Origin of the sequence: Falsiroseomonas sp. CW058 (assembly GCF_050563535.1) — a bacterium.
GTDB lineage: Bacteria > Pseudomonadota > Alphaproteobacteria > Acetobacterales > Acetobacteraceae > Falsiroseomonas.
In genome coordinates this window covers 1-5,655 of sequence record NZ_JBNXUO010000066.1, presented here as the reverse complement: position 1 = coordinate 5,655, position 5,655 = coordinate 1, and the positions used below count along the sequence as shown (strand labels likewise).

Sequence of the window (5,655 nt, the reverse complement as noted above, 5' to 3'; positions counted from 1 at the left end):
TTGCTCATTCAATCTGTGCATCTGTTTTGAGGGAAGTAGTTTTTCACGGATTGATCTGTGTTGCCCTGGTGTTTTCCTGCTTTGGCGCTTTGGTGTCTCTGGCGGCTGATGAGGCTTGTTGGGGGTATCATGAGTGGTTGTGGTGGGATGGGTGGCCGGATGGTGAGTTGGTGTTTGAGGGTTAGGGTTTGGGGTTATTGAGTGGTGCTTGTTGTTGGTGCTGCGTGAGTGGTGCTGATGATGGGTGCTGCGGATGAACCTGAGAGTTTGATCCTGGCTCAGAGCGAACGCTGGCGGCATGCTTAACACATGCAAGTCGCACGGTGGGGTTTCGGCCCTGCAGTGGCGGACGGGTGAGGAGCGCGTAGGAACATGTCCAGGGGTGGGGGATAACGCTGGGAAACTGGCGCTAATACCGCATGTGAGCTGAGGCTCAAAGCCGCGAGGCGCCTTTGGAGTGGCCTGCGTCCGATTAGGTTGTTGGTGGGGTAATGGCCTACCAAGCCTGCGATCGGTAGCTGGTCTGAGAGGACGACCAGCCACACTGGGACTGAGACACGGCCCAGACTCCTACGGGAGGCAGCAGTGGGGAATATTGGACAATGGGCGCAAGCCTGATCCAGCAATGCCGCGTGGATGAAGAAGGTCTTCGGATTGTAAAGTCCTTTCGGCGGGGACGATGATGACGGTACCCGCAGAAGAAGCCCCGGCTAACTTCGTGCCAGCAGCCGCGGTAATACGAAGGGGGCTAGCGTTGCTCGGAATTACTGGGCGTAAAGGGCGCGTAGGCGGCCTTGTTTGTCAGGCGTGAAATTCCTGGGCTTAACCTGGGGGCTGCGCTTGAGACGGCAGGGCTTGAGGGTGGAAGAGGGTCGTGGAATTCCCAGTGTAGAGGTGAAATTCGTAGATATTGGGAAGAACACCGGTGGCGAAGGCGGCGACCTGGTCCATTACTGACGCTGAGGCGCGACAGCGTGGGGAGCAAACAGGATTAGATACCCTGGTAGTCCACGCCGTAAACGATGTGCGCTGGATGTTGGGGCCCTTAGGGCTTCAGTGTCGTAGCCAACGCGGTAAGCGCACCGCCTGGGGAGTACGGCCGCAAGGTTGAAACTCAAAGGAATTGACGGGGGCCCGCACAAGCGGTGGAGCATGTGGTTTAATTCGAAGCAACGCGCAGAACCTTACCAGCCCTTGACATGGACGTGACCGGCTCAGAGATGGGCTTTCCCCGCAAGGGGCGCGTCGCACAGGTGCTGCATGGCTGTCGTCAGCTCGTGTCGTGAGATGTTGGGTTAAGTCCCGCAACGAGCGCAACCCTCGCCCCTAGTTGCCAGCACCTTGGGTGGGCACTCTAGGGGAACTGCCGGTGACAAGCCGGAGGAAGGTGGGGATGACGTCAAGTCCTCATGGCCCTTATGGGCTGGGCTACACACGTGCTACAATGGCGGTGACAGAGGGATGCGAGGCTGTGAGGCCGAGCCGATCCCGAAAAGCCGTCTCAGTTCGGATCGCACCCTGCAACTCGGGTGCGTGAAGGTGGAATCGCTAGTAATCGCGGATCAGCACGCCGCGGTGAATACGTTCCCGGGCCTTGTACACACCGCCCGTCACACCATGGGAGTTGGTTCTACCTTAAGCCGCTGCGGCAACCCGCGAGGGAGCTAGGTGGCCACGGTAGGGTCAGCGACTGGGGTGAAGTCGTAACAAGGTAGCCGTAGGGGAACCTGCGGCTGGATCACCTCCTTTCAAGGATGCCCCCTGGGGTGGGTGCTTCGGCGCCCGGCTGGGGTGGTTCCTGACGATGTCTTGGCCCTGCCTGACCTGATGTGTTTCCTGCTCTTGCTGCCCTGGATGGGGTGTGTGGGGGTTGGGAATTGGCACTCTCATCATCCGGCTGCCCCTCCCTCTGCCTGCGATGCCGGGCGTGCCCTGTTCTCCTTTGATGGGGGGTGGGGTGTGCTGGGTGGCCCTGCGAGGGGTGTGCCGGTGGGGGCCAGTAGCTCAGTTGGTTAGAGCACACGCTTGATAAGCGTGGGGTCGGAGGTTCAAGTCCTCCCTGGCCCATTCCGCCTGTTCTGGGCGGGGTGTGGTTGCTCGATGCCGGTGCTGCGGGGGCTTAGCTCAGCTGGTAGAGCACCTGCTTTGCAAGCAGGGGGTCGGCGGTTCGAATCCGCCAGCCTCCATGGCGTGCGGGCGTGGTGGTCTGGGCTGTGCGGCCTTGGCTTCCCTCGGACAGGTGGCCTTTTGGGGGTGTTGTCCTCCTGGGCGTGTTCATTGAAGCGGTGAATCGGATCTGGCGGACATGGTGTCTGCTGTGGCGTCGGGCCCCTGGGCCTGGCGGTGTGGCGGCTGTGTCCGAGTGTGTGAAATCTGTTTTGAGATGATGTGCCGGAGTTGCCCAGGTTGGGCCGGCTGTGCGGCGTGGGGTGGTGAGCCCTGTGTTGGCGCGGTTTGGTCCTGCGCGCGGGCGGTGATGGCGGAGTAGAGTGTGACAAGGGCGTTCGGTGGATGCCTTGGCGCCAGGAGGCGATGAAGGACGTGGCACGCTGCGAAAAGCCGCGGGGAGATGCGAGCGATCGTTGATCCGCGGATGTCCGAATGGGGAAACCCCTTCCGAGAGGAAGATCACTGCCTGAATACATAGGGTGGTGAGGCGAACCCGGGGAACTGAAACATCTCAGTACCTGGAGGAAAAGACATCAACAGAGATTCCGCGAGTAGTGGCGAGCGAAAGCGGAGTAGGCCAGTGGTTGATCTGACAGAAGCCGAAGCGTCTGGAAAGGCGCACCGTAGCGGGTGACAGTCCCGTAGGCGTAGTGGTCGGGTTGATCCTTGAGTAGGGCGGGGCACGTGAAACCCTGTCTGAACGTGGGGGGACCACCCTCCAAGCCTAAATACTCCCTGGCGACCGATAGTGCACAAGTACCGTGAGGGAAAGGTGAAAAGCACCCCGACGAGGGGAGTGAAAGAGACCTGAAACCGGACGCCTACAAGCAGTCGGAGCCCTGACCCCTCTGGGGTGGGTGACGGCGTACCTTTTGTATAATGGGTCCGCGAGTTCGTGTTGGCAGCGAGCTTAAGCCGAGAGGTGTAGGCGCAGCGAAAGCGAGTCCGAAATGGGCGTCGAGTTGCCGGCATGAGACCCGAAACCTGGTGATCTAGCCATGGACAGGCTGAAGGTGGGGTAACACCTACTGGAGGGCCGAACCCACGCCTGTTGAAAAAGTCGGGGATGATCTGTGGCTAGGGGTGAAAGGCCAATCAAACCAGGAAATAGCTGGTTCTCCGCGAAATCTATTGAGGTAGATCGTCATGTGGTCACCCTCGGAGGTAGAGCACCGGATGGGCTAGGGGGGCCCAAAGCCCTACCAAACCCAACCGAACTCCGAATGCCGAGGAGTGCAGCGTGGCAGACAGACAGTGGGTGCTAAGGTCCATTGTCGAGAGGGAAACAGCCCAGACCACCAGCTAAGGCCCCTAATTCGTGGCTAAGTGGGAAAGCATGTGGGACGGCCAAAACAACCAGGAGGTTGGCTTAGAAGCAGCCATCCTTTAAAGAAAGCGTAATAGCTCACTGGTCTAATAGCTGTTCTGCGGCGAAAATGTAACGGGGCTCAAGCCACGAGCCGAAGCTGTGGGTGTGCAGTGATGCACGCGGTAGCGGAGCGTTCCCTAGGCCGGTGAAGCGGTACCTGTGAGGGGCCGTGGAGGTATGGGAAGTGCGAATGCGGACATGAGTAGCGACAAGGAGGGTGAGAACCCCTCCCGCCGAAAGTCCAAGGGTTCCTGCGCAAGGTCAATCCGCGCAGGGTGAGCCGGCCCCTAAGGCGAGGGCGAGAGCCGTAGCCGATGGGAAGGGGGTGAATATTCCCCCGCCCGCCAGACGTGACAGCCGTGAAGTGTCGTCATCTCTTATCGGATTGAGGTGGCGGCTGGATCGGCTCGGGAAACAGCGCTGGCATATGGACCGTACCCGAAACCGACACAGGTGGACTGGACGAGTATTCCAAGGCGCTTGAGGGAACCATGCTGAAGGAACTAGGCAAATTGCTCGCGTAACTTCGGGATAAGCGAGACCCCTTTGCGGGCAACCGTGGAGGGGTGGCACAGACCAGGGGGTGGCGACTGTTTAGTAAAAACACAGGGCTCTGCGAAGTCGTGAGACGACGTATAGGGTCTGACGCCTGCCCGGTGCCGGAAGGTCAAGGGGAGGGGTGCAAGCCTCGAACCGAAGCCCCGGTAAACGGCGGCCGTAACTATAACGGTCCTAAGGTAGCGAAATTCCTTGTCGGGTAAGTTCCGACCTGCACGAATGGCGTAACGACCTCCCCACTGTCTCCAGCATGGGCTCAGCGAAATTGAATTCCCCGTGAAGATGCGGGGTACCCGCGGTCAGACGGAAAGACCCTATGAACCTTTACTGCAGCTTCGCAGTGGCGCCAGGAAGGGACTGTGTAGGATAGGTGGGAGGCACTGAAGCAGGGGCGCCAGCCCTTGTGGAGCCAACCTTGAAATACCACCCTGTGCCTTTCTGGCGTCTAACCGAGCCCCGTTCATCCGGGGCCGGGACCCTGCGTGGTGGGCAGTTTGACTGGGGCGGTCGCCTCCCAAATGGTAACGGAGGCGCGCGATGGTGGGCTCAAGCCGGTCGGACATCGGCTGTTGAGTGCAAAGGCACAAGCCCGCCTGACTGCGAGCGCGACAGCGCGAGCAGAGACGAAAGTCGGCCTTAGTGATCCGGTGGTCCCGCGTGGAAGGGCCATCGCTCAACGGATAAAAGGTACTCTAGGGATAACAGGCTGATCTCCCCCAAGAGTCCACATCGACGGGGAGGTTTGGCACCTCGATGTCGGCTCATCGCATCCCGGGGCTGGAGCAGGTCCCAAGGGTTCGGCTGTTCGCCGATTAAAGCGGTACGTGAGCTGGGTTTAGAACGTCGTGAGACAGTTCGGTCCCTATCTGCCGTGGGTGTACGAGACTTGAGAGGAGCTGTCCCTAGTACGAGAGGACCGGGATGGACGCACCTCTGGTGAACCGGTTGTCGCGCCAGCGGCACGGCCGGGTGGCCAAGTGCGGAATGGATAACCGCTGAAGGCATCTAAGCGGGAAACCAGCCTCAAGACGAGGTCTCGCCGAGGGCCGTGGTAGACCACCACGTCGATAGGCCGCAGGTGCAAGACGGGCAACCGTCTCAGCCGAGCGGTCCTAATCGCCCGATCGAACTCCACACCACCACCACCGCACCGGCACAGGGTTGGCAACAACCCCCCGAGCCGCGCGCAGCACCAAACCGCGCATCACCCCTCAACACACACACACACATCCAGATCCAAACCACCCCCCCATCCGAGATGCCGCACCTCCCCACACACCAACAGGGGAGAGACAGGTCTGGCGCGGTGGCCCGGTGGCCATCGCGGGGTTGCAACACCCGATCCCATCCCGAACTCGGCCGTGAAACACCCCAGCGCCCATGATACTGCGCCTCAAGGCGCGGGAAAGTCGGTCGCCGCCGGGCCACCACGCCAGACCTGCCCACACACACCGCATCCCGGATACAACACACATCACCCACGCGGGGTGGAGCAGCCCGGTAGCTCGTCAGGCTCATAACCTGAAGGTCAGAGGTTCAAATCCTCTCCCCGCATCCCC

Annotated in this window: 3 tRNA genes and 3 rRNA genes; all 6 read left to right on the top strand. The window is 60.6% G+C overall.

The features are described from left to right. The first annotated feature begins 255 nt into the window (after positions 1–255). The 6 genes from ACK8OX_RS25165 to ACK8OX_RS25140 all read left to right on the top strand — a co-directional run bounded on the left by ACK8OX_RS25165 (position 256) and on the right by ACK8OX_RS25140 (position 5,651). Positions 256–1,749, top strand: a 16S ribosomal RNA gene (locus tag ACK8OX_RS25165). Between the two features lie 244 nt (positions 1,750–1,993). After that, positions 1,994–2,067: transfer RNA gene (locus ACK8OX_RS25160), tRNA-Ile, on the top strand. A 46-nt stretch (positions 2,068–2,113) separates the two neighbouring features. Continuing rightward, positions 2,114–2,186, top strand: a tRNA-Ala gene (locus ACK8OX_RS25155). Between the two features lie 298 nt (positions 2,187–2,484). Further along, positions 2,485–5,233: ribosomal RNA gene (locus ACK8OX_RS25150) — 23S ribosomal RNA — on the top strand. A gap of 173 nt (positions 5,234–5,406) precedes the next feature. Next, positions 5,407–5,521, top strand: a 5S ribosomal RNA gene (rrf, locus tag ACK8OX_RS25145). The 16S, 23S and 5S rRNA genes sit together here with 3 tRNA genes alongside, the layout of an rRNA operon. Positions 5,522–5,577: 56 nt before the next feature. Continuing rightward, a tRNA-Met gene (locus ACK8OX_RS25140) sits at positions 5,578–5,651 on the top strand. Positions 5,652–5,655 lie beyond the last annotated feature (4 nt).